We start from the raw sequence: 22,443 nt of genomic DNA on the forward strand, positions 1-22,443 counted from the left end.
ATCCAATATCTATATCAGGCTTCCTTGTGAGTTTAAATTGTTATCCAGGAGGTAATAATGAATAATCCAGTTATTATTAAAGGTAATAAATATGGTATTGTTGTTGTCTTGGATGCCTTCATGAAATTTGATGAACTGAAAGAGAAAATTGCCGAGAAATTTCGAGATTCCTCTAAATTTTTCAGTAAGGCACAAATGGCAATCAGTTTTGAGGGCAGAACCCTATCCAACGAGGAACAACGGACAGTACTTGATATTATTGCCGAAGAAACAGAACTCCATGTGGTGTGTGTAGTTGAAAATGATCCACAAAAAGAGGAAGTATTTAAAAAAGCTTTAGATGAAAAACTTATGGAGCTTTCCAATACCACAGGCCAGTTTTATAAAGGTAATTTAAGATCAGGTCAGGTTTTGGAATCCGAAACCAGCATCATCGTCATAGGTGATGTAAATCCCGGTGCCAGAATAGTTTCCAAAGGAAACATTATTGTACTGGGTTCCCTAAAAGGCACTGTTTTTGCAGGTGCAACCGGTAATACCAATTCCTTTGTTGTAGCGCTGGATATGAATCCCGTACAGATCCGAATAGCAGATACTATTGCAAGATCGCCGGATAAACCCATTAAGAATGCAAAAAGAGAAACAAAAATTGCATTCTTGGAAGAGGGTAATATATACATTGAAACACTAAATAAAGAAGTTTTGAATGATATTAATTTATAATAATAAGTGTTTGGAGGAAGAAACAGAATGGGAGAAGTAATTGTAGTAACATCCGGTAAGGGTGGCGTAGGTAAAACAACATCAACGGCTAATATTGGTACAGGATTAGCAAAATTAGATAAAAAAGTAGTATTAATTGATACAGATATAGGACTTAGAAATCTAGATGTTGTTATGGGGCTTGAGAATCGTATCGTGTACAATCTCGTAGATGTTATTGAGGGGAATTGCAGAATCAAACAAGCATTAATCAAAGATAAGAGATATCCGAATCTATACTTACTACCATCTGCACAAACAAGAGATAAGAATTCGGTAACTCCGGAACAAATGAAAAAATTAGCAGATGAATTAAGAGAAGAATTTGATTACATATTAATGGACTGTCCAGCCGGAATTGAACAAGGATTCAAAAATGCAATTGCAGGTGCTGACAGAGCATTAGTTGTTTCAACTCCAGAAGTATCCGCTGTACGTGATGCTGACAGAATTATAGGTCTATTAGAAGCAAACGAAATGAAGCAAACTCATTTAATTGTAAATAGACTTAGAAATGATATGGTAAAACGTGGTGATATGATGTCAAGTGATGACGTTGTAGAAATTCTTGCAGTGGATTTAATTGGAGTCGTACCTGATGACGAGAATATCGTCATATCTACTAACCAAGGTGAACCTTTAGTTGGATCTGACACTTTAGCAGGACAAGCATATATGAATATATGCAGAAGAATAGTAGGGGAGGAAGTTCCGTATTTGGATTTAAACGGAAAACAGAGTTTATTTGCCAAACTTGCTAGTTTACTAAAGAAAAACTAATTGAGAGGAGAAAATTTAATGAGCTTAGCAGATTTTTTCAGAAGAAAAACTTCTAGTAATGTGGCAAAAGATAGGTTGAAATTAGTCTTAGTTTCTGACCGTGCTGGCTGTTCTCCTGAGATTATGGAGCAGATAAAAAATGATATTATCGCCGTTATATCCAGATATATTGAAATTGATCTGGATGGACTTGATATTAAGATAACACAAACAGAATCTGAAAGTTCTAACGGATCAGTACCTGCTTTATTTGCCAACATTCCAATTAAAGACCTTAAGCAAAAAAAATAGTAAGGAAAAATCTTTTATGTTTAATTTAAAGCAGTATAATTTTAAAAACTATAATATAACACTGGTTGTAATTGTAGTATTATTAAGCAGTATTGGTGCTTTCTTAGTCAGTATTGCACAACAGGAAGGCGAAAATATATTTAAAAAGCAGATATTTGGTATATTTTTGGGTTTCTTTATAGTATTTATCGTTTCCATTATCGATTATCATTTTATAAGTGAATTTTATATTTTGCTTTATATAGTCAATTTAATTTTATTAGTATTAGTAAAATTAGTTGGTGTTGAAATTAATAATTCAAGAAGATGGCTTAATTTAAAAGTAGTTACCATCCAGCCTTCAGAATTTAGTAAGATAATAATGATAATATTTTTAGCAAAAATGTATACAATATTAAGAGAAAAGATGGATAAATTTTATGTATTAGTGTTAACAGGTTTATTAATGGGTATCCCCACCTATTTAATATTAACACAAACAAATTTATCGACTAGTTTAGTTATGTTATTTATTTTTGTTATAATGATATTTGCTGCTGGTTTAAGTTATAAGATTATTTTACCTATTATACTGATTGGAATTCCTTTATTTTTTGGACTATTTTGGTATGTTCAACAGGATTTTCAATGTATTTTAACGCCTTATCAGCAAAAGAGGGTAATTGCCTTCTTAAATCCTGAATCAGAAGCTTCCACCGATACTTTATATCAGCAAGAGAATTCCATACAGGTAATTGGAGCAGGTAAATTAACCGGTAAGCTTCTAACAGAAGGAATGGACTCTATAGAGGCAGATACTTATGTACCAATATCTGAAAGTGATTTTATTTTCTCAATTTTAGGAGAGGCCTTTGGTTTTATCGGTGCGTGTGTTATAATATTTTTATTAGCAATTTTAATATTCCAATGCTTAAAAATTGCAAAGAATGCCCCTGACCGCTTAGGTATGTTAATTGCTATCGGTATAGCTTCTATGTTTATGTTCCAGGTGTTTGTAAACCTAGGAGTTACTACTGGACTGCTGCCTAACACTGGCTTGCCTTTACCTTTTGTTAGTTATGGTTTAAGCTCTTTAATGAGCTGTATGATTGCTATAGGTTTAGTTTTAAATATTAATTTACAAAGAAAACGAAAAGGGGGTAACACCTAATGAATATTGGACTAATAGCACATGATGCTAAGAAAAAATTAATGCAGAATTTTTGTATCGCTTATCGTGGTATTTTAAATAAGCACACTTTATATGCAACAGGAACTACCGGAAGGTTAATTGAAGAGGTTACAAATCTCTCCATTCACAAATACTTAGCCGGTCACCTTGGAGGAGAGCAGCAAATGGGCGCTCAGATTGAACATAACGAGATAGATCTTGTTATTTTTCTAAGAGATCCTTTAACTTCAAAATCCCATGAGCCGGATGTAAATAATGTTGTTCGTTTATGCGATACACACAACATTCCTTTGGCTACTAATTTAGCAACAGCTGAATTATTAATTAAAGCTTTGGATCGCGGTGACTTAGATTGGAGAGAAATATTTAAAGCATAACAAAACCAAATTTATTGTGTTGTTATTGCTTGTTTAACCATTTATATTATTTCTTGGATTTAAGATATGGAATTGGAGATAAAGCATGAAGAAGAAATTTATAGCGGTTGTTTTAACAGCTGCCATTTTAACCGGATGTAGTAACACTCCAACTGTTTTATTAACTTATTCGGAATCAAACCAAAACGAATATCAATATGAACAACCCGAGAATATAGATATAGCTGAATTTCTTGCAACTGATTTAACCGTTATTCCTGACGACTTAAATCATATGCAAAATTCAGATATTACTGCCACATCATCACTGATTGTCAATACTAGTGATGATGAAGTTTTATATGCCAATAATGTGTATCAGCGTCTCTATCCGGCTAGTTTGACCAAGTTAATAACTGCTTTGGTGGTTTTAAAACAAGGTGATTTAAATGATACGGTAACTATAAGTTACAATGCCTCTCATATTACAGAAAGTGGTGCAAAACTTTGTGGCTTCAAAGAGGGTGATAAAATTAAATTAGACGCATTACTTAACAGCTTATTAGTTTATTCTGGTAATGATGCAGGAATCGCTATTGCAGAACATATAGGCGGTTCCGAAGCAGGATTTTCCAAGCTAATGAATGAAACAGCGAAAAGTGTTGGTGCGGTTCATTCTAATTTTATCAATGCTCATGGTCTTCATGATGACAATCATTATACAACAGCTTATGATTTATATTTAATTTTTAATGAATTGCTTATGTATGATAAATTTGTCTCAATAATTAATCAGGCAAGCTGTACCATTCAATATACCGATAAAGACAATCAATCAAAAGAAGTACAGTTCTTAAATACCAACCGCTATTTAAAAGGTTTGGAAACTGCTCCGGAAGGTATTACCGTAATAGGCGGAAAAACCGGAACCACCAGTAAAGCGGGGAACTGTCTGATATTACATAGTAAAGATAGTAATAACAAATCCTATGTTTCATTAATTATGCAAGCAAGTGATGGCAACAGTTTATTTTCACAAATGACAAAATTATTGAAAATGATTTCTTAACTATAATTTACTAAAATGTAAAAAATTAAGTTGTAATTTGTGTGATAATAGACTATACTTAAACTATATTAATTATATATTTATCTAAATCAACCATATTTTGTACACATCTTAAGGAGGAGATAATAATGATACAGATTATTGCTGGTGAAAAGGGAAAAGGTAAAACTAAAATCCTGATTGAAAAAGCTAATAACGCAGTAAAAGAAGCAAAAGGCAGTATTGTTTATCTTGACAAGAGCAACAAACATATGTATGAATTAAGTAATAAGATTCGATTGATTAATGTAAAGTCTTACTGTATTGATAATTATAGCGAATTCTTAGGTTTTATCTGTGGTTTAATTTCGCAAGATCATGATTTGGAACATATATTCTTAGATAGTTTCTTAAAAGTTGCCAACATTGATAATTCTGATTTATTACCTACCCTAGAAAAATTAGAACATATATCTAATGAATTTAATATAGATTTTATCCTTAGTTTATCTCGTGATGAGATAGATTTACCGGAACCGGCAAAGAAATTTGTCTCTGTTTCCTTATGAAATGTATTTCTCGGTTAATATAAATTGATCAGATTGGTTATAAAATATAATTAAACAAATTTAACTTATAAAAAGCAGTAAGGGACTGATTTTATATCAGTCCCTTTTGTTGTACTTCACAAGAATTTTTTTATTCATTTCTTGTTTAGAATGATAGTAAGTATAACATAATAAAACAATTATGACTGGATTGCTATTTTGATTAATTAATCATTTTGAACTCTTCCAAAGAAGCTTAGAGCATATAATCCAGCTACACCTATCACTGAGTACAATATTCTTGATACGATAGTCATATCACCAAAAATAACTCTGACTAAATCAAAACCGAAAAAACCAATTAAGCCCCAGTTGATGGCTCCAATGATTACTAAAACTAATGCAATATAATCTACTGTTTTCAATTGTTTACCTCCTTTTTGTTGCATTAATTAGTATTACCATATTTTTATCCAATATTCGAAAGGTTATTTATAAAAAAATACAAATAGTACTTTCATTATGTTTCAAATATAAGTATAATAAAGAAGATAATATATAAGCAGTACATTAGCATAGCTTATATACGATACATAAGCATGAATTACGTAACAAATGTAAAATGCTTATTGGTATGAAGGAGGTTTTTAATTGGCAGAAAAAGTTACGAAATTTCGAAAGCGCAAGAATGTTAATGTTGGCGTAATTGTCTTTCTTATTATATTTATTTATGTTTTATGTGTGGTATATATATTTTTTACAAAAGATCATTTGTCCATTTATGAAGTAAGGGAAGGCTTTACTGCAGATAATAATATTTTTAACGGATTAATTCTAAGGAATGAAGAAGTAGTCTATTCCGGCGCAGCCGGTTATATAAACTATTATCACAGAGATGGAGATCGTGTGGCAAAAAATACAACGATTTATACCCTTGATAAAAATAAAAAATCTTATGATTTAATTGGAGATGGGGAAAATGCACTTACCATATCCTCTGATAATATAATGCACGTAAAAAAAGAAATTATGAATTTTCATAATGATTTTAACAACAGCAATTTCTCTGCCGTATATGATTTAAAATATGAACTGGATAATATGGTACTTGAAATTGCTAATGATAACTTTTTAAATAATCTACATAATATTATGAAAGAGAAAGGGACAAGCAATTCTCTAAAAGTCAATCATTCTAAAATTAGCGGTGTAATTTCCTACAGTATTGATAATATGGAGGATGTAACTACAGATTCTATTACAGCAGATGACTTTAGTTTAGAAAATTATAATAAAGTACAGCTTCGTACCATGGAATTAGTTGAAAAGAATAGTCCTATTTACCGAATTATAAAAAACAATAATTGGAATATTGTTCTTTTATTGGATGAAAATCAATATAAAAAATTACAAGAAAAAGAATATGTTAAAATAACATTTACCGATACAGAGACAAGTACAACTGTACCAATTTCCACTTTTCAAAAGGGTACTAAATATTTTGCTAAACTAAGCTTAACAAAATATTTGGATCGCTATATTGATGACCGTTTTGTATCGATTGAATTAGAGGCTAATTCTGCCAAAGGACTTAAAATACCTGCTTCAGCAATTGTTAAGAAAGATTTTTATACCATTCCTTTGGAGTTCTTTACTCTAGGGGGTGACTCAGGTAGTACCGGTTTAATGAAGGAAACTTATAATACGGATAGTGGTGAAGTAGAATATGTATTTGTTCCTACCGATATATACTATAAGACAGATACTGTAGGATATGTAGACGGCAGATTATTTGAAAATCCCGGTATCTATATACGTTCTGAATCGGGCGAACGGTATCAGGTTGGTCCAAAAGAGGCTTTAGAAGGTGTATTCAATGTAAATAAAGGTTATGCCATCTTCCGCCGCGTAGAAATATTATATAAAAATGAAGAATATTGCATCATAAAAGATAATACCGAATACGGGCTTTCTGTTTACGATCATATTGCATTGGATGGAAAAACTGCAGTAGAACAGGCTATTATCTATTAGACATTGCATACATAATAATTATTGAAAGGTAGTGAATCCATTGGTTAAAGAAAATTTGAAAATCGTAGAGGAAAAAATAGCTGCTGCCTGTAGGAGAGCAGGACGTGGAAGAGATGAGGTTACTTTAGTAGCAGTCAGTAAAACAAAACCTGTATCTATGATAGAAGAAGCCATGGATGCCGGTATAATAGAATTTGGTGAAAACAAAGTACAGGAATTAACCTCCAAGTATGAAGTACTACCTAAGAATTTAAATTGGCATCTAATCGGCCATTTGCAAACGAATAAAGTAAAATATATCGTTGATAAAACCGTGCTTATACATTCTGTTGATTCTTTAAAACTGGCCACACAGATTGATAAAGAATCTGCTAAAAAAAATATAGTCAGTAATATATTAATTGAGGTTAATATTGCGAAAGAAGATACGAAATTTGGCGTATATGCAGAAGACATATATCCCCTAATCATGGAAATATCAAAGTTAAACCATGTTCAGATAAAAGGTCTTATGACGATCGCTCCATTTGTAGAAGAACCTGAAAAAAATAGGGTTCATTTTAGAAATTTGCGACAATTAAATATTGACATAAAATCAAAAAACATTGATAATGTTCATATGGATATATTATCTATGGGTATGACTGGAGACTATGAAGTTGCAATAGAAGAAGGAGCAACAATAGTACGAGTTGGGACAGGTATATTTGGTGAACGTAATTATTCTATATAATTACCAGAATATATTTTGAGAATAATAATGCGTATATATAAATAATCATGATAGGAGATTGGCATATGGCTAATATATTTAAAAACATTTTAGATTCACTTAAGTTAACCGAAGATGATGATTTCGATGATTACGATGATGAATTAGAAGAAAAAGAAGCGAAACGTGCCGAGCGTATGGAGCGTAAAGTAGAGAAACAAAAATTAAGACAGCAGTCTATGGAAAGAGAAGAAACATTATCTGACTTTGGCGCTTCCTTCCAAGAACCTAAAAAAGAAAGGGTGACCAGAATGGAAAGAACTACAAATAACAAAGTTGTTCCCATTAGAACAACACCCAAGGGATTTGAAGTCTGCATTATGAAACCTACCACCTTTGAAGATTCTCAGGACATATGTGATATGTTATTATCCAACCGGGCGGCTGTTATTAATTTAGAGGGTATTGACGTTGACTTAGCTCAGAGGATTATGGATTTTGTATCCGGTTCTGTATATGCGTTGAACGGAAAACTACATCAGATTTCCAGTTACATATTCATTATATCACCTGATTCTGTTGATATTTCCGGTGATTATCTGGATTTGGTTCAAAGTGATGGATTTGAAGTACCCACTTTGAATAGAGAATTTTAAAATATAACTATAAGGACTTAAATATGAACATCATTTTAATTTATAGAACCTTTTATGTTTTTTTTAATGTAATCGAAATCATTTTATTTGTATATATCATTTCCTCTTGGCTTCCAATTCCTAATGGGATTAAGAAAATTTTATTGAATTTAATTAATCCTTTTCTTGACCCTATTAGGTTTTTATTAAGGCGTTCAATTTTTAATACATCGGTTTCAGATTTTTCGCCTATAATAGGTATTGTTATATTATCCTATCTTCAACATGTTTTATCGGAGCTTATATTATTGCAGCTTGTATGAATCAGAGGAAATGTGTCCACTTGTATCATTTCATGAACATAGCCTGCTTATGACCTTGGGACTCATTCAAAGTCTGCAAGTAAGTTTGAAAATTCTTCACTCTGTTTATTATATCATGTTTTAGTTAGGAGACAGCTTTGAGTAAAGATAAAGAGGAATTGTTATTAAGAAAACGATTTATGGAACTGGCAAATATAGCCGATAGGAAGGGTATAGCTACCTATACTGACTTTTTGACTTTAAACGAAATCAGTATATTTAAAAGTATGAATAAAGAATTACCTTACGTAAACCATCAATTATATGGTGGATATGAAGGCGCAGAGCGAAATATTATATGCTTTTACGGAGATGAATCTGTAAAGGCTTTTTCCAGTTATATTACCTGTATTCGAATAAAGCCTTTAAATAAAAAGTTTAGTGATGATTTAACCCACAGAGATTTCCTGGGTGCTATAATGAACCTAGGATTAGAGCGTGGTAAAATTGGTGATATTTTGGTAAAAGAAAAAGAAGGATATATATTTTGTTTATCCGGAATAAGTTCATTTATTATAGATAACTTAGAAAAAGTAAAACACACCTCAATTCAATGCGAAAGAATGAACGAGGAAGCACCGGAGATTCGTCCTTCCTTTAAAGAAATCAGGGGGACCGTTTCCTCTCCAAGACTGGATTCTATAATCTCACTTGCTTTTGGCTCCTCCAGAAGCAGCATGTTAAGTCTTATAAGCAGCGGGAATGTGTTTGTAGATGGCCGTCTTGTGGAATCAAACAGTTATGTACTAAAAGAAGGTGAAACAGTATCTGTAAGGGGACATGGTAAATTCATTTATAAAGAATTGCAAAGCCAGACAAAAAAGGGCAGATATTATTGTTTAATATTAAAATACACTTAGGAGGAAGCATATGATAACACCAATTGAATTACAGAGCAAAACGTTTAAAACAGGGATCGGCTTTGACAAAAAGGATGTGGAATATTTCATAAGTTCTTTACTTGGAGACTACGAAACTTTATATAAAGAAAATATCGAATTAAAAGATAAATGTAATGTACTAAACGAGGGTATTAATTATTATAAAACTATCGAAAAAACGATTCAAAAAGCATTGGTTCTGGCTGAAAAAACAGCAGAAGAGACCAAAGAAGCCGCAAGACAAGAATCTCATGCCATTAAAGAAGAAGCAAGAGCAAAGGCAAAGTTTATTCTTATGGATGCCCAAAATGAATTAGATAAAATTCATCAGCAGACCATCCAATTAGTAAGACAATATGAAGCATATAAGGCTCAGTTTAAATATTTAGCAAAAACACAGGAAGAACTATTAGAATCCGACGCCTTTAATATACATATTGCAAATCTGGATGCATTCCTGAATCATAAGGATGATAAATCAGAAGGAAAATTGATTGATTTGCAGAAAGATACTCAAACAGATACACAAAACAACATACAGCAAGATACCCAAGCAAATTCACAAACCGGCATAGCAGATGTTCAAAAGGACACTGTTACCACTACGCAGGATAATGTTAAAAAAGATAGTCAAAATAATATGTCAAAAGGTGATTCTATAGATTCCCCAAATGACAAAACAGGCGGGCAAAAGGATGATACTTATGATGACTTTGAGTTTCTTAATGTAGACGAAGAAGAACAATTATAAAATATAATTCTATACATAAGACCAAGTAGAAAGGCACAGGTGTTATTTATGAATTCCAGTATTACTGTTAATTATGATAATAAGCCTATTTATGATATTCATATTGAAGATGACTATACTAAACTCATAGAAGAATTAGGAAAATTGGGAACGAAGAATCTTAAACTCTGCATTGTTTCCGATACCAATGTCAGTAAGTTTTACTTAGAAGAATTAAGTAATTTATTAAAGGCGCATGCCAAGACAGTAGAAACATTTGTGTTTAAATCAGGAGAGGACAGTAAAAACCTGGATACGGTATATTCTCTATATGAGCATCTAATACAAGCTAAATTTGATCGTAAAGACCTCTTAATTGCTCTAGGTGGTGGAGTAACCGGTGATTTAACCGGATATGCCGCTGCTACCTACTTACGAGGAATTGGATTTATCCAGATGCCGACCTCGTTATTAGCTATGGTTGACAGCAGTATCGGAGGAAAAACCGGAGTTGATTTTCAATCCTATAAAAATATGATTGGAGCATTTCACCAGCCTGAATCCGTTTATATAAATCTAAGCACTTTAACATCACTTAGCAACAGGCAATATTACGCAGGCTTAGGTGAAATAATAAAACATGGCTTAATAAAAGATAAAGATTACTATCAATGGCTGAAAAACCATAAAAACCAAATAATATCCCGTGATATTTCAGTGATGCAAGAAATGATTTATAAAAGCTGTCTGATTAAACGGGAAGTGGTAGAAAAAGATCCCAAAGAACTTGGAGAACGTGCTTTATTAAATTTCGGGCACACCATCGGACATGCTGTTGAAAAACTAACGAACTTTAATCTTTTACATGGGGAATGTGTGGCTATAGGTATGGCTGCTTCTTGTTATATTTCTTATAAAAGAGGGTATCTTCTAAAAGAAGAGCTGGAGGATATTATAGCATTTATCAGCAGCTTTGATTTACCTGTAAATGTATCCGAAATAAAGGCGGAAGATATCTTTCAAGCTACTGCCCATGATAAAAAGATGGAATCAGGAAAATTAAAGTTTATATTATTATCAAAAACAGGGCAGGCATTTATAGATACATCTGTTACCCAGGAAGAGATTATGACTGGAATTCGATTTATATTACGACTGGAGGATTTATGAAAAAATTACGACATTTACTTTACCTGATTCTTTTAATTGCATTAGATCAATTAACCAAATATTATGCTGTAACTCAATTAAAAAAAGGCCCTGTAACAATTATACCTAATGTATTTAAGTTGCTGTATCATGAGAATACAGGTGCCGTATGGGGCATACTAAGCAATCAGACCGGGCTGTTGGTTGTATTTTCATCTATCATCATGGTTGCTATGATTTTCTTTTATTTTAAGATACCGGCTGATAAACGCTATAATTATCTCCGTATTGTTTTAGTAGTTATTACGGCTGGAGCCATTGGCAATTTAATTGATCGCATCTTTAGAAAATATGTTGTTGATTTTCTTTATTTTGAATTAATAAATTTTCCAATCTTTAATGTAGCAGACTGCTATGTTACAGTCGCTTCCGCAGCCCTTATTATTCTGTTCTTATTCTATTATAAAGATGAAGATTTTGAATTTTTAGGGAAAAGTAAGAAAAAAAATGATTAGATTTGGATGATAGAGTGTAATGAATAATTTTATTGATTTATTGGTAGAAAAAGAAGACAGCAAAATAAGAATTGATAAGTATATAGCTGAGAATACAGAGGATCTGACCAGATCCTATATTCAGAAGTTAATTGAAGATGGCCTGATTTTGGCAAATGGGAAACAGGTAAAGTCCAACTATAAAGTATCGGAAGGCGAACAGATAACCGTTGAAATACCTCCTCCTGTTGATTTGAATATCGAACCGGAGGATATTCCTTTGGAGATTATTTATGAAGATAAAGATATTGTTCTTATTAATAAAGGAAAAGGAATGGTAGTCCATCCGGCTGCAGGGCATTATACCGGTACTTTGGTGAATGGTCTGTTATATCACTGTAAGGATGAATTATCCGGTATTAATGGCGTCTTACGCCCAGGTATTGTCCACCGCATTGATATGAATACCACCGGTATCATAGTTGCCTGCAAAAACAACGAAGCACATCAGTTTATAGCAGAGCAATTAAAAGTTCATTCCATTACCCGCAAATATAATGCCCTCGTGTATCATCCTTTTAAAGAAGGAAGTGGATCAGTGGATGCTCCCATTGGGAGACATCAAACGGACCGCAAGAAGATGGCCATCAATCAGAAAAATGGTAAAAACGCAGTTACACATTATCGGGTAATTGAAAACCTAGGCAATAAATATGCCCATATTGAATGTTCTTTAGAGACTGGCAGGACCCATCAAATACGTGTACACATGGCAAGTATACACCATCCTTTATTAGGTGATGATGTATATGGTCCTGTAAAAGATCCTTTTCATCTGGAAGGCCAGGCGTTACACGCCAGAGTATTAGGTTTTATTCATCCAACAACAAAGAAATATGTAGAATTTGAAGCACCTTTACCAGACTATTTCGAACAGCTGCTTACAAAATTAAGATAGATAAAAGGAGTACTTATTTTGAAAAGGAAACGAATCGATAGTTTGCTTAAATGGAAAGAAAATAATATGAATAAGCCTCTCCTGTTAATGGGCGGAAGAGGTACCGGAAAGACTTATTTAGCTAATGACTTTGCAAAGTCATTTTATGCAAAATCCATCTATATCAATCTTGAAAGAGTACCGGAATGTCATAAATTGCTGGAGGGGGAAGATGTGTCTATATGGATTCAGAATCTGCTTATGATTTCTGAAACTTATCCTTATGCATCTAAACATCCGGAAGATGAAAAAGAGCCGATATTATTTATTATGGATGAAGTTTCTTTTTATCCACCCTTTATGGAGAAATTAGAAGCCTTAATTAAAGCAAATCCACCCTTTCAGATTATGTGTATAACAAGCTTTCACAGCGAACGGTATAAAAAGGATGATTTCTTTTATATCCTGCAGCTTTTTCCTTTGAATTTTGAGGAATTCTTGATTGCTACAGGTAATGAATGGTATGGAGAAACAATTAGAATACATTATGCCTCTAATAAGAAGCTTCCTGATATTGTTCACCGGGAATTATTAGCCTTATTTGAAGATTATTTGCAAACAGGGGGAATGCCTGCGGCTGTAAATGAATTTATCAGTATGGAAGGAAAATATAATATCTCAGAACAACATAGAATATTAGCCAGTGCATATCTTTGGGATGCCAAAAGCCGTAATAACGAAGGAGACGGGTTAAAAATCAGTCAAGTTTATAGTATCATGGATAAACAACTTATAAAGGAAAATCGTAAATTTCAATATACCTTAATTCGTAAAGGTGCAACTCATGCAATGTATGGAAATGCCGTACAGTACATAACTGATACTTTCTATGGTATACGATGTAATAAACTTGCAGAAGAAGCATTAGAAAGTGCCTGTAAATCAGAAATAAGTTCTAATATATTGCCTCAGTACAAATTATATATGGCAGATGTGGGAATGTTATATTCTTCATTAAAACAGATTGAGTGCAAACATCCTGATCATATTAGAAAAGGTCTTATTGAGAATTATGTAGCCCAAACCTTATATGGAAACGGATATCCTCTTATTTATTGGGAATCGAACTCACAAGCTAAAATAGATTTTATCCTTTATAAAGATAATTCTATAGTCCCAATTGAAGTGAAAACCGGTAATATTACACGTTCTAAAAACTTAAGTGTATTAAAATCAAAATGTAGTTACATAAAGGGCGCAATAAAAATTTCAACCAGAAATTTTGAATATTCTGGAGATATAAAATATGTACCAGTCTATGCAGTATTTTGCATTTAAAGCTTAGTTGTTATCTCGACTAAGCTTTTTTTCATTTGCTCAAAAATATACCCTGAAAAATAATTTTAGAGCTTCTATTTTTCTATATGTATAATATGTCAGTTTTGTAATGTTATTTTTCATAAATTTTGGTTATTATGGTTGACAATTGGGTTCTATTAGGATAGAATAAGTGCATTAGGACTTGTCTACATAAGTAGTTCATAATTCGACTATTTATGTTATTGCATTCGACAATTGTAGAGCCTATATTTTTTTACGCTTTTAAAATAAAAAAATTAATATTTAAATTTGTTGTACAGAAATAGAAGTATTCAATAAAACACTTGATATTACTATAAAATCTTAACTTGATTATAATTATTTTTATAATATTTTTGCATTCTACTTATGTAGTATGTACTTAAAATCCTTTTTTACCATTTATTTTACACAATTTATTACAACTGTTTTTCTGATAATTTATGTAAAATGAATTTTATATATAGAAAATAGACTAAATTGAAAAGCCTACAAAAATTATCTATATTCAGGCAGATAGGAGCAGTAATGAGTGAAATACGACTACACGAAGGTGAATTAAATATTATGGAGTTATTATGGTCGAATAAAGTTTTAGCTGCAAAAGATATTGCTAAGATTATAAAAGAATACATAGGTTGGGAAAAAAACACCACATATACCGTAATCAATCGGTTAATAGACAAAGGTGCCATTAAAAGAGAAGATCCAGGTTTTCTATGTAAAGCATGTATCTCTAAGCGCACCGTTCAAAATATAGAAACCAAAGCTTTATTTAATAAATTATACAATGGTTCTTTAAATACATTTCTTACAGAATATTTAAAAAACCAAACATTAACACCTGCAGAGATTTTAGAATTGGAAAGAATTATTAGTGAGCAGAAATTATAAAGAAATTCTACAAGATATACTTTTCTGAATTTCTTATAACTACTTAAAGGCTGTTGCAAAATGTATGATTCATGCCGGAGATTAGATTACTATACCCAGTATGAATCATACATTTTACAATAGCCTTTTTGCCTCCATAGAATAAAAATCTTAGAATAATTGAACAGAATATTGTTAGAATATAAGATAATCATTCATATAATTCCTATTGACTTAATATAGTTTACTGATTATAATCAGTTTAATTCTAATTTATTAATTATTGAATATAAATATATTTCAAAGAGAACTATTATAAATATATTATAGATATTATAACCGTAAGGAGGAGTGTTTATGAACGCTGAAAAAGAAGTTAAACAAGATTCATTACAGGAAAATCTTGATTTAGAGATAAAAAACAATGAAAAATACATTGAAATTACATCACCTATTGGAGGTACCGTACTCGGTACAGTACCGGCTTATTCAAAAAAGGAAGTTGACAGGGAGATTCAAAAAGCAAAAAATGCATTCCCTGCCTGGAGAGATACACCCTTAAGTGTGCGTGCTGAAATTCTATATAAAGCAGCGGATATTTTACTTCGTAATATTGACGAACTAACAGATCTTCTGATTCACGAAGTTGGTAAAGACAAGAAAAGTGCCAATTCAGAAATAAGCCGGACAGCAGATTTTATGAGATTCACTGCGGATACAGCCAAAAGTATCCATGGAGAAAGTATTCAAGGAGACAATTTCTCTGGATTTAATAAAGAAAAAGTGGCAGTTGTAACAAGAGAACCAGTTGGAGTTGTCCTTGCCATATCCCCTTTTAATTACCCAATTAATTTGGCTGCATCTAAAATCGCACCAGCATTAGCAGCCGGTAATACAGTAGTGTTTAAACCTGCAACAACCGGAGCACTATGCGGCACCAAATTAGTGGAAATATTCAAAAAAGCAGGATTGCCTGATGGTGTACTAACCATAGTTACAGGTAAAGGCTCTGAAATAGGGGATTATGTTGTAACACATTCCGATATTAATTTTATAAACTTTACCGGAAGTACAGAAGTAGGAGAACATATTTCTAAAATGACCACCATGGTTCCTTTACTAATGGAATTAGGCGGTAAAGATGCTGCAATCGTATTAAAAGATGCAAACCTATCTTTTGCAGCAAAAAATATTGTATCTGGAGCATTTTCCTACTCCGGTCAAAGATGTACCGCTGTTAAAAGGATATTAGTTCTAAATGAAGTTGCGGATGAATTAATTACAAAATTAAAAGAACTAATTGAGCAATTAAAAATCGGTAATCCTTTAGAAAAACAAGTTGATGTAGTACCTTTAATTAATAAAAGAGCCGCAGACTTTGTATGGAATCTAATCGAAGACGGGAAAGCAAAGGGTGCAAAACTAATTTGTGGCGGGAAGAGAGAAGGTAATTTAATTTATCCTACTTTATTAGATTATGTTACAACAGATATGAGAGTTGCCTGGGAGGAACCTTTTGGGCCGGTATTGCCAATTTTGCGTGTACAATCCATTGATGAAGCAATTGAACTTGCCAATGCTTCTGAATATGGTTTACAAAGTTCTGTATTTACCGAAAATATTGAAGATGCATTTTATGTAGCTTCAAAACTGGAGGTAGGTACCGTACAGATCAATAATAAAACAGAAAGGGGACCAGACCACTTCCCATTCTTAGGCGTTAAGAAATCAGGAATTGGTACCCAGGGTATTCGTTATTCTATTGAGGCAATGACAAGAGTAAAGGCTACTGTTATTAATTTACATTACTAGTTTTTAATTCTTCTTAAATCAAAAAATGAATAATCACCTACTCCATTTGTGTTTACGTACCTAACTCAAAAAACAATGATTTCGCATTTGTTGTTAAGAAAGTCAGTATCCCGCAGCGTAAAAGTTATAAAGAAAGAGCCGATAACTATGTGTTTCACTCACATGGGTTATCGGCTCTTTTGGGGCAAACTGGGGATAATCCTTATACCCTTCTGTTTGCTGGAGAATATGCCATTAATTACAAAGGAGAATATTTTCTTATAGATAAAGAAGAAGCAATAAAGATGTGTGAATCCATTATTAGCAATACAAAGGTTTATTCTACTGTTAATAATATTACTAATAATAGATATCTTTCATTGATAGATGGGAAATGGGATATAAAGTATATGAATAAAAGCACCATGACAGATGCTCCTTTAAAAAACGTTCAAATGATTGGAAATAATAACGAGCTTCTTGCTGAAACAGAAATGATAAAATTGTCAATAAAAAATACTTCTTCCAACGAGATTGAATTGGGATCACGTCTGGAATTAGAAGTAATCATTAATGGTATATGGTACTTGACAACATGATTAATGACAATATAAACTTAGGATGGACAGACGAGCTTTATATTTTGGAGACAAGCAAATCATTAGATGCTGTATTTTATTTCACTTATTATAAGCCCCTTCCTACAGGACGCTATAGACTAATTAAAGAGATAAGTTTTAATGATAAAATAGGATATGCAGCATTCGAATTTGATGTAAAATAACTATTAAAGTATCTAATTAATAGTATTAAAGAATTTGGCTATTTATTAAGAACAAATATGAAAGAATCGAGAATACATGAATATGGAGATTAATAAAGCAGATTATCAGGATATAGAGGCCATTACTTACTTAAATTCAGAAGCCAACAAATATCTGAAAGACCCCTCTTGGTTTTGTATGGATGAACCTGATTTTATAACAAGACATATAGACAAGGAGGGATTTATATTAAAGGCATCAGATAATCAAAACCTTGCAGGTTTTTTAATTGTAAGATTTCCTAATCAGGCAGAAGATAATTTAGGGGTATATCTGAACCTGACAAAAGAACAGATGATACAGGTAGCACATATGGAAACCGTGGTGATAAGTAAGGATTATCAAGGTAATAAACTTCAGTATAAGCTTATGAAAGCAGCAGAAGAGATTTTAAAGGATACGGCTTACCAATATTTCCTTGCAACAGTACATCCGGATAATCAGTACAGCTTAAATAACTTTATTCGTCTTAATTATAGCATTGTTACCACAGTAAAAAAATATGGCGGTTTGGACCGGCATATTCTCTATAAACATCAATTATAATTTGGTTGAAATGAAAGTTTTATTAGCGAGCATATTCTACTGTCTGAACATTTGCAGTGAGGGGATAAGTTCGAGTAAAGAAAATGATAGCTATAGGTTGCTTACCCTAAGTTATATGGCATCTTCCAATGAGAAGGTGCCATTTTAATACTATATTTTATCTTTCAGTGCTTAACAAATTGCTTTTATTTCGATTGTTATTTCGAAAAACTTATGATTAAAAACTATTTTGATACCAAAAGAAGTAAATAGAACAAAAATATACAATTAATGCCAAATATAGCACATTTACTAAATGTTAAAATATGTTATATTTATAATAACATTTCTATAATTACTAAAAAATTCTATAAAATAGTAACTAATTAATATAAGTAACTAATAAATATTTAATTTTTTAAGTAAATTTCTTTTAATTAATTTATAGCTTTACATATTCATTCAGAAAATGTACCTTCCCAATATATTTACTAAGTCATTAAACTACTAAAAACTAAAATTAATAAGATTTCATGCAGTATACCCTTTGATTATAGCATTTGCAAGCAGTGCTTATATAGAGCTTAAAAATAGAATAAAAAGCAAGTGAATAGTTAAGAAATAAAATGTGTGTGCAGTCAACTCAGTATGAGCAAAATAGATTAAAAGAATAAAACATAGATAAGGAGGTGGATTTTAAAAAAATATAAAAATAAAAGGAGGTGTATATAAATTTAGTTCCACAAATTAGTTTTATCAGTAGTGTTAAGTTAATAATTAATTTAATGTTGTGAAGACAAGAAAGGAGAGTAAAAATGCTATATAATAAGATAAAGAAAAATCTGGTTTTTAAATCTATATTCATGACTTTATTAGTTATTGGTTTGATCTTAACCGGTTTGCCCGGTAAGACTTATGTAAAAGCTAATAGCGAGGCAACAGCTAGAGATCATAACAAACAGGTAATAGGATATATAACCCAATGGGATGCCTGGAAAGGCACCAATGCAGGTTTGCCAGCTCCGGGAGCATTAACGCATTTGAATATTGACTATTCAAAATATACCATTTTAAATTATTCTTTCTTTGGAGTGGCTAATGATGGTTCCCTACATAGCGGAGATTATAGGAATAAAAATATTTATAAAGAGGGCGTACAACAACAGCCAGCTCCAATATTCAATACTGATATATACAGTAGTTGGGATTTATTTATTCTATTTGGTGAATTAGATCCGGTATACTCTATCAATGCTGATATTGCCAGACGAGCAGGGGAACAGGGTTTTGAAGTAGTGGAATGGGGTAATACCTGGTCAAATCCTAGTTGGGGACTATATAATCAACCTTTGCCAATGCCTCTTAAAAAAGAAGGTGGAGCACCAGGAGTTTTAGAATTAGCTAAACAAAATGGCGTTAAAATAATGGCCTCAATAGGTGGCTGGAGTATGTGCAAACATTTTTCAGAAGTTGCAGCTGATCCGGTAAAAAAGGCAAAATTTATTGAAGATTGTGTACGGTTAATTGGACTAGGCTTTGATGGAATTGATCTTGATTGGGAATATCCAGGACCATTTACTGGAATGAACTTTACTGGTAAAGAAATGGATTATAATAATTTTATTACTTTGACTAAGGAAATTAGACAAGCTATTGGAACGGACAAGCTGATTACTTCATGTTTCTCAGCAGATACAAGGAAACTTGAAGGTTTTAATTGGAATGAAGTTAATAAGTATGTAGATTATTATAATTTCATGACTTATGATTTTAATGGTGGCTGGTCAGATAAAGCAGGCCACAACGCACCACTATATGAATATACGGGTGCAGAAGTACCTAATTTTAACTGGGATAATTTGTATCAATATTTGGTACAAAAAGGTGTAAACCTTAATAAAGTTAATATGGGAATGCCATTCTATGGTAAAGGCATAATAACAGATGGTACAGCAGCACTTAATACTAAGACTGTAAAAAGAGCTGAAACTATACAGCCGGACGGACCGATTATGACTTGTGCAGATTATACTAATTGGCCAAGAGATGTATATGATGGAGTACCAAATTATTTTTTTATTAAACAAACGGCACTTAAATCTAATAGTGGCTGGACGAAACACTGGGATGCTCAGGCAAAGGTGCCTTACCTAACTAAAGATAACTTCTTCTTAAGTTATGATGATGAAGAGTCAATTGGTTATAAAGCACAATATATTAAAGATAAAAACTTAGCTGGAACGATTATTTGGACAGCATATGGAGATGTTGAGTTAAGTGGAACTGTAACCAATTATGGCAGTAAGCTTAAAAAATGGTCAATAATTAATAGTCCTTTAGTTGACAAGATTAACGACGTATTTGCCAATGGATTTGTTCCAGTTGACCCAGTAGATCCAGTTGACCCAGTAGATCCAGTTGACCCAGTAGATCCAGTTGACCCTGTAGACCCTGAAATTGCTCCATGGGAAAGTTCAAAAACCTATAATGGTGGAGAGCGGGTTTCTCATAACGGTTCTATATGGGAAGCGAAATGGTGGACTCAAGGAGAGGAACCAGGGACTACCGGAGAATGGGGCGTATGGAAACAAATCAAAACTAGCGTTTCCATGCCAATCTTACCCGTTGCTTCTATAGCATCAGTGAAGCTTTCGAATGTCATAGAACTTGCTGTTCAGGAAGTTGCTCAATGGGAATCTGGTAAAGTCTATAACGGCGGAGATCGAGTTTCTCATAACGGTTCTATATGGGAAGCGAAATGGTGGACACAAGGAGAAGAACCAGGAACTACGGGACAATGGGGTGTATGGAAAAAGATTAGTTCCGATGAAGTAGAACCTAATCCAGGAACTACGGAACTTAAAATTGTAGGTTACTATCCAAGTTGGGAAACGAATAAAACAGATAGGATTCAGTACAATAACTTAACTCATATTAACTATGCATTTGCTATTCCTACTTCTGACGGAAATCTTCTCCCATTGGAAAACCCAGAAACAGCAACCAGTATAATTAATGAGGCTCATCAAAAGGGTGTTAAAGTACTTATTGCAATTGGTGGCTGGTCTTACAATGACGTACCTTTAGAAAACACTTTCATAGCAGCAACCAATTCTCCTTCCAAAATTAAAAAGTTTGGCGATGCAATTGTTAATATGGCTAAACAGTATGGGTTTGATGGAGTAGATATGGATTGGGAGCACCCTAGAACGGGTACTACTCAAGATCAATACGAAGCACTTATGCTTTATTTAAGTACTGAGCTTAAAAAAGAAAATATGTTATTAACATCGGCTGTTTTAAGTGGTGCAACCCCTGATGGAAATATCTATTATGACGCGGCTGCTCATACAGATGCTGTACTTAATGCAGTAGATTTTATCAATGTTATGGCATATGATGGAGGAGACGGAGAGAGGCATTCTTCCTATGAGTTTGCTGTTAATTCTGCCAATTACTGGAAGAATACTAGGAATATGCCTGCAAACAAAGTTGTATTAGGTGTACCTTTCTATGGCAGACCGTCATGGGCATCTTATGATGAAATTCTTGCAGCCAATCCTAATGCATATAACACAGATGTTTCAGTAATTTATGGAATGCAGGCTCATTATAATGGAATTCCCACTATCACGAAGAAAACACAATGGGCTTGTGATAATGTTGGTGGAATTATGATTTGGGAAGTTAGTCAAGATACTACAGACATGAATAAGAGTCTGTTAAAAACAATTGGAGATGTTGTAAGATTAAATAGTAATTTAAAATAATATATCAATTATGGAGTAGGATTCGAAGGAATCCTACTCCATTTTATACGAAGTTAATATAGATATTAAATAATTCTCACTAAAGTTGTAAATACAGGAAAGATTTTAAATTTATCAATTAAGAAATGCTTGAAGATCATTCAGTATGAAATCAAAGGAAGGAGCAACCAGAGATGCAAATATTAGAGTTTTTAGAAATAAGAGATTAGAGCAAATAGAAAACCACCAAAATAAAATGAGGCATATAATTATAACGGATATCCATTATTGCAATTTATAAAAACGAAAAAAAGTTTTAAAAAAGGGTTGACAATATAAGCTGAACATGTTAGAATTCATTTTGTTGCTCGGCAAAACGGCTCCATGGTCAAGCGGTTAAGACACCGCCCTTTCACGGCGGTAACAGGGGTT

At 32.6% G+C, this 22,443-nt stretch carries 24 protein-coding genes; 23 read left to right on the top strand and 1 reads right to left on the bottom strand.

Features of this window, described 5'->3' with window-relative positions; all coding sequences use genetic code 11:
- Positions 1–57 precede the first annotated feature (57 nt).
- The 7 genes from minC (at position 58) to RT261_RS10190 (ending at position 4,977) form a co-directional block, all read left to right on the top strand.
- Positions 58–723, top strand: coding sequence for a septum site-determining protein MinC (gene minC, locus RT261_RS10160; RefSeq protein WP_313132254.1), 666 nt, complete (start codon positions 58–60; stop codon positions 721–723).
- Between the two features lie 27 nt (positions 724–750).
- Positions 751–1,542 (top strand): septum site-determining protein MinD, encoded by a 792-nt coding sequence (gene minD, locus RT261_RS10165; protein ID WP_313132255.1) that lies wholly within the window; start codon positions 751–753, stop codon positions 1,540–1,542.
- Positions 1,543–1,560: 18 nt separating this feature from the next.
- Positions 1,561–1,833, top strand: coding sequence for a cell division topological specificity factor MinE (gene minE / locus RT261_RS10170; protein ID WP_313132257.1), 273 nt, complete (start codon positions 1,561–1,563; stop codon positions 1,831–1,833).
- Positions 1,834–1,849: 16 nt separating this feature from the next.
- On the top strand, positions 1,850–2,983 hold the full coding sequence (locus RT261_RS10175) for an FtsW/RodA/SpoVE family cell cycle protein (RefSeq protein WP_313132258.1): 1,134 nt from the start codon (positions 1,850–1,852) through the stop codon (positions 2,981–2,983).
- Entirely contained in the window at positions 2,983–3,381 is a 399-nt protein-coding gene (mgsA, locus tag RT261_RS10180; protein ID WP_091684206.1) for a methylglyoxal synthase, read from the top strand. The genes RT261_RS10175 and mgsA overlap by 1 nt, the downstream gene beginning before the upstream one ends.
- 85 nt (positions 3,382–3,466) lie before the next feature.
- On the top strand, positions 3,467–4,429 hold the full coding sequence (locus tag RT261_RS10185; protein WP_313132259.1) for a D-alanyl-D-alanine carboxypeptidase family protein: 963 nt from the start codon (positions 3,467–3,469) through the stop codon (positions 4,427–4,429).
- Positions 4,430–4,557: 128 nt separating this feature from the next.
- The gene (locus RT261_RS10190; protein WP_313132260.1) at positions 4,558–4,977 is read left to right on the top strand and encodes a twitching motility protein PilT; all 420 of its coding nucleotides are present in this window, start codon (positions 4,558–4,560) and stop codon (positions 4,975–4,977) included.
- 206 nt (positions 4,978–5,183) lie between these two features.
- On the opposite strand, the gene RT261_RS10195 is transcribed toward RT261_RS10190, so the two are convergent.
- The gene (locus RT261_RS10195) at positions 5,184–5,405 is read right to left on the bottom strand and encodes a DUF378 domain-containing protein (RefSeq protein WP_091684203.1); all 222 of its coding nucleotides are present in this window, start codon (positions 5,403–5,405) and stop codon (positions 5,184–5,186) included.
- Positions 5,406–5,607: 202 nt separating this feature from the next.
- Here RT261_RS10195 and RT261_RS10200 point away from each other — a divergent pair, with 202 nt between their 5' ends.
- The 16 genes from RT261_RS10200 to RT261_RS10270 all read left to right on the top strand — a co-directional run bounded on the left by RT261_RS10200 (position 5,608) and on the right by RT261_RS10270 (position 22,032).
- A complete protein-coding gene (locus RT261_RS10200) occupies positions 5,608–6,990 on the top strand; it encodes an HlyD family efflux transporter periplasmic adaptor subunit (RefSeq protein ID WP_313132263.1) in 1,383 nt (460 codons plus the stop codon).
- Between the two features lie 40 nt (positions 6,991–7,030).
- Entirely contained in the window at positions 7,031–7,723 is a 693-nt protein-coding gene (locus RT261_RS10205) for a YggS family pyridoxal phosphate-dependent enzyme (protein WP_313132265.1), read from the top strand.
- Between the two features lie 65 nt (positions 7,724–7,788).
- The gene (locus RT261_RS10210; protein WP_313132267.1) at positions 7,789–8,358 is read left to right on the top strand and encodes a cell division protein SepF; all 570 of its coding nucleotides are present in this window, start codon (positions 7,789–7,791) and stop codon (positions 8,356–8,358) included.
- Between the two features lie 23 nt (positions 8,359–8,381).
- On the top strand, positions 8,382–8,660 hold the full coding sequence (locus tag RT261_RS21160; protein WP_442871771.1) for a YggT family protein: 279 nt from the start codon (positions 8,382–8,384) through the stop codon (positions 8,658–8,660).
- Between the two features lie 137 nt (positions 8,661–8,797).
- Entirely contained in the window at positions 8,798–9,559 is a 762-nt protein-coding gene (locus tag RT261_RS10215; RefSeq protein WP_313132268.1) for a YlmH family RNA-binding protein, read from the top strand.
- 10 nt (positions 9,560–9,569) lie between these two features.
- Positions 9,570–10,331 (top strand): DivIVA domain-containing protein, encoded by a 762-nt coding sequence (locus tag RT261_RS10220; RefSeq protein ID WP_313132270.1) that lies wholly within the window; start codon positions 9,570–9,572, stop codon positions 10,329–10,331.
- Positions 10,332–10,379: 48 nt separating this feature from the next.
- Positions 10,380–11,480 carry a 3-dehydroquinate synthase gene (gene aroB, locus RT261_RS10225; protein ID WP_313132271.1) on the top strand — a complete coding sequence of 367 codons (1,101 nt, stop codon included), beginning with the start codon at positions 10,380–10,382 and terminating at the stop codon, positions 11,478–11,480.
- A complete protein-coding gene (gene lspA, locus RT261_RS10230) occupies positions 11,477–11,974 on the top strand; it encodes a signal peptidase II (protein ID WP_313132273.1) in 498 nt (165 codons plus the stop codon). Before aroB ends, lspA begins: the two co-directional genes overlap by 4 nt.
- Positions 11,975–11,993: 19 nt before the next feature.
- Positions 11,994–12,911 (top strand): RluA family pseudouridine synthase, encoded by a 918-nt coding sequence (locus tag RT261_RS10235; protein ID WP_313132274.1) that lies wholly within the window; start codon positions 11,994–11,996, stop codon positions 12,909–12,911.
- Positions 12,912–12,929: 18 nt separating this feature from the next.
- Positions 12,930–14,228 carry an ATP-binding protein gene (locus RT261_RS10240; protein ID WP_313132276.1) on the top strand — a complete coding sequence of 433 codons (1,299 nt, stop codon included), beginning with the start codon at positions 12,930–12,932 and terminating at the stop codon, positions 14,226–14,228.
- Positions 14,229–14,777: 549 nt separating this feature from the next.
- On the top strand, positions 14,778–15,143 hold the full coding sequence (locus tag RT261_RS10245) for a BlaI/MecI/CopY family transcriptional regulator (protein WP_313132277.1): 366 nt from the start codon (positions 14,778–14,780) through the stop codon (positions 15,141–15,143).
- A 336-nt stretch (positions 15,144–15,479) separates the two neighbouring features.
- Positions 15,480–16,934 carry an NADP-dependent glyceraldehyde-3-phosphate dehydrogenase gene (locus RT261_RS10250; protein ID WP_313132278.1) on the top strand — a complete coding sequence of 485 codons (1,455 nt, stop codon included), beginning with the start codon at positions 15,480–15,482 and terminating at the stop codon, positions 16,932–16,934.
- Positions 16,935–17,083: 149 nt separating this feature from the next.
- Entirely contained in the window at positions 17,084–17,512 is a 429-nt protein-coding gene (locus tag RT261_RS10255) for a hypothetical protein (RefSeq protein WP_313132280.1), read from the top strand.
- On the top strand, positions 17,509–17,697 hold the full coding sequence (locus tag RT261_RS10260) for an immunoglobulin-like domain-containing protein (RefSeq protein ID WP_313132281.1): 189 nt from the start codon (positions 17,509–17,511) through the stop codon (positions 17,695–17,697). Before RT261_RS10255 ends, RT261_RS10260 begins: the two co-directional genes overlap by 4 nt.
- A gap of 82 nt (positions 17,698–17,779) precedes the next feature.
- Complete coding sequence (locus tag RT261_RS10265) at positions 17,780–18,283, top strand: GNAT family N-acetyltransferase (protein WP_313132282.1); 504 nt, start codon at positions 17,780–17,782, stop codon at positions 18,281–18,283.
- A gap of 794 nt (positions 18,284–19,077) precedes the next feature.
- A complete protein-coding gene (locus tag RT261_RS10270; protein ID WP_313132284.1) occupies positions 19,078–22,032 on the top strand; it encodes a glycosyl hydrolase family 18 protein in 2,955 nt (984 codons plus the stop codon).
- Positions 22,033–22,443: the final 411 nt, after the last annotated feature.

The organism is Anaerocolumna sp. (assembly GCF_032079385.1).
GTDB lineage: Bacteria > Bacillota > Clostridia > Lachnospirales > Lachnospiraceae > Anaerocolumna.

Bases quoted from the DNA above. Each gene is read 5' to 3' on its own strand.
- minC (WP_313132254.1), top strand. From the start codon at position 58: ATGAATAATCCAGTTATTATTAAAGGTAATAAATATGGTATTGTTGTT.
- minD (WP_313132255.1), top strand. From the start codon at position 751: ATGGGAGAAGTAATTGTAGTAACATCCGGTAAGGGTGGCGTAGGTAAA.
- minE (WP_313132257.1), top strand. From the start codon at position 1,561: ATGAGCTTAGCAGATTTTTTCAGAAGAAAAACTTCTAGTAATGTGGCA.
- RT261_RS10175 (WP_313132258.1), top strand. From the start codon at position 1,850: ATGTTTAATTTAAAGCAGTATAATTTTAAAAACTATAATATAACACTG.
- mgsA (WP_091684206.1), top strand. From the start codon at position 2,983: ATGAATATTGGACTAATAGCACATGATGCTAAGAAAAAATTAATGCAG.
- RT261_RS10185 (WP_313132259.1), top strand. From the start codon at position 3,467: ATGAAGAAGAAATTTATAGCGGTTGTTTTAACAGCTGCCATTTTAACC.
- RT261_RS10190 (WP_313132260.1), top strand. From the start codon at position 4,558: ATGATACAGATTATTGCTGGTGAAAAGGGAAAAGGTAAAACTAAAATC.
- RT261_RS10195 (WP_091684203.1), bottom strand. From the start codon at position 5,405: ATGCAACAAAAAGGAGGTAAACAATTGAAAACAGTAGATTATATTGCA.
- RT261_RS10210 (WP_313132267.1), top strand. From the start codon at position 7,789: ATGGCTAATATATTTAAAAACATTTTAGATTCACTTAAGTTAACCGAA.
- RT261_RS21160 (WP_442871771.1), top strand. From the start codon at position 8,382: ATGAACATCATTTTAATTTATAGAACCTTTTATGTTTTTTTTAATGTA.
- RT261_RS10220 (WP_313132270.1), top strand. From the start codon at position 9,570: ATGATAACACCAATTGAATTACAGAGCAAAACGTTTAAAACAGGGATC.
- aroB (WP_313132271.1), top strand. From the start codon at position 10,380: ATGAATTCCAGTATTACTGTTAATTATGATAATAAGCCTATTTATGAT.
- lspA (WP_313132273.1), top strand. From the start codon at position 11,477: ATGAAAAAATTACGACATTTACTTTACCTGATTCTTTTAATTGCATTA.
- RT261_RS10235 (WP_313132274.1), top strand. From the start codon at position 11,994: ATGAATAATTTTATTGATTTATTGGTAGAAAAAGAAGACAGCAAAATA.
- RT261_RS10245 (WP_313132277.1), top strand. From the start codon at position 14,778: ATGAGTGAAATACGACTACACGAAGGTGAATTAAATATTATGGAGTTA.
- RT261_RS10250 (WP_313132278.1), top strand. From the start codon at position 15,480: ATGAACGCTGAAAAAGAAGTTAAACAAGATTCATTACAGGAAAATCTT.
- RT261_RS10260 (WP_313132281.1), top strand. From the start codon at position 17,509: ATGATTAATGACAATATAAACTTAGGATGGACAGACGAGCTTTATATT.
- RT261_RS10265 (WP_313132282.1), top strand. From the start codon at position 17,780: ATGGAGATTAATAAAGCAGATTATCAGGATATAGAGGCCATTACTTAC.
- RT261_RS10270 (WP_313132284.1), top strand. From the start codon at position 19,078: ATGCTATATAATAAGATAAAGAAAAATCTGGTTTTTAAATCTATATTC.